The sequence below is a fragment of the Bacillus sp. MUM 116 genome (assembly GCF_001866655.1).
Lineage (GTDB): Bacteria > Bacillota > Bacilli > Bacillales > Cytobacillaceae > Neobacillus.
The window spans coordinates 1-1716 of sequence record NZ_MLYR01000163.1 but is presented as its reverse complement, the minus strand read 5'-3'; the positions used below and the strand labels follow the sequence as shown (position 1 = coordinate 1716).

Annotated in this window: 1 protein-coding gene; it reads right to left on the bottom strand. The window is 42.4% G+C overall.

Annotation, left to right across the window (positions count from 1 at the left end; translation table 11 throughout):
- Positions 1 to 1505: catalase/peroxidase HPI (katG, locus tag BIV60_RS27065; protein WP_071358762.1), on the bottom strand; the 1505-nt coding region annotated here is incomplete at its 3' end.
- Positions 1506 to 1716: the final 211 nt, after the last annotated feature.

Sequence of the window (1716 nt, the reverse complement as noted above, 5' to 3'; positions counted from 1 at the left end):
GCTTCCCAATCCTTTTGTGGAGAAAGACGGATACGAGAACCATTTGCGCCACCACGATAATCTGAGCCACGGAAGGTACTTGCTGAAGCCCAAGCCGTTGTGATTAACTCACTAATTGTAAGACCTGAGTCTAGGATCATAACTTTAATCTTTTCTACTTCATCATCTGTTAATTCATAATCAACAGATGGTACAGGATCTTGCCAGATAAGCTCTTCTTCAGGAACTTCTGGGCCTAGATATCTTGAACGAGGACCCATGTCGCGGTGTAATAGTTTGAACCATGCACGAGCAAATGCATCTGCAAACTCTTCTGGATTCTCATGGAAACGACGAGAAATCTTTTCGAATCCTGGATCCATACGCATTGCCATATCGGCTGTAGTCATCATCGTCGGAACACGTTTTGATGAATCCTCTGCATCTGGAGCAAGATGATTCTCAGCAGGATTTACAGCAACCCACTGATATGCGCCTGCAGGGCTCTTTGTAAGCTCCCATTCATATCCAAACAGTAGATCAAAGTAACCATTATCCCATTGTGTCGGATTAGCAGTCCAAGCACCTTCAATACCGCTGGTGATGGTGTCACGACCTTTACCAGTGCCGTGTGTGCTTAGCCAACCTAAGCCTTGTGCTTCAATAGGAGCAGCCTCTGGTTCTAGACCAACATGAGCAGCATCTCCTGCACCGTGTGCCTTACCAAAAGTATGTCCGCCAGCTGTTAATGCAACGGTTTCTTCATCGGTCATTCCCATACGTGCAAAGGTTTCGCGTATATCATGAGCACTTGCAAGCGGATCTGGAGTGCCGTTTGGACCTTCTGGGTTTACATAAATAAGACCCATCTGAACGGCGGCAAGCGGATTCTCAAGGTCACGATCGCCTGTGTAACGGTTATCACCTAGCATTTCAATTTCTGAACCCCAGTAGATGTCCTCTTCTGGATGCCAAATATCTTCGCGTCCGCCTCCAAAACCAAATGTTTTGCCGCCCATTGATTCAATTGCAACATTACCAGTTAAAAGAAATAAGTCGGCCCAAGAGATCTTGTTGCCATACTTTTGCTTAATCGGCCATAGCAGTCGACGTGCTTTATCAAGGTTACCGTTGTCAGCCCAGCTGTTCAGTGGAGCAAAACGCTGATTACCAGTTCCACCGCCTCCACGGCCGTCACCTGTACGGTAAGTACCTGCAGAGTGCCAAGCCATACGGATAAAGAATGGACCATAATGTCCATAGTCAGCCGGCCACCAATCTTGACTGTTTGTCATAAGGTTTTTAAGATCCTGCTTAAGAGCATTGTAGTCTAATTTTTTAAATTCCTCTGCATAATTAAATTCATCCCCCATAGGGTTAGATTTTCTGTCATGCTGATGTAGAATGTTCAAGTTCAACTGGTTTGGCCACCAGTCTCTATTTGGCATATTACTAGATTTGTTAGAAGTTGCAGCGCCATGATGAAACGGGCACTTTCCAATGTTAGTAGTGTCTTTCGCGTCCATATTTGTTTCCTCCTTAGTCATTTGTTTCACCTTGTTAACTACTCTTGATAGCACTTAAAATATGATCTATAACTATTAAAAATTAAAATTATATAAAAATCAATATTAATATAAAATACATTTAATGTAATTTTATTTAAGATAATTCTAACGAAACGCTAGTAAATAATCCTAATGCTAGAATAAAGAAACAATATTCATAGTTTATTAT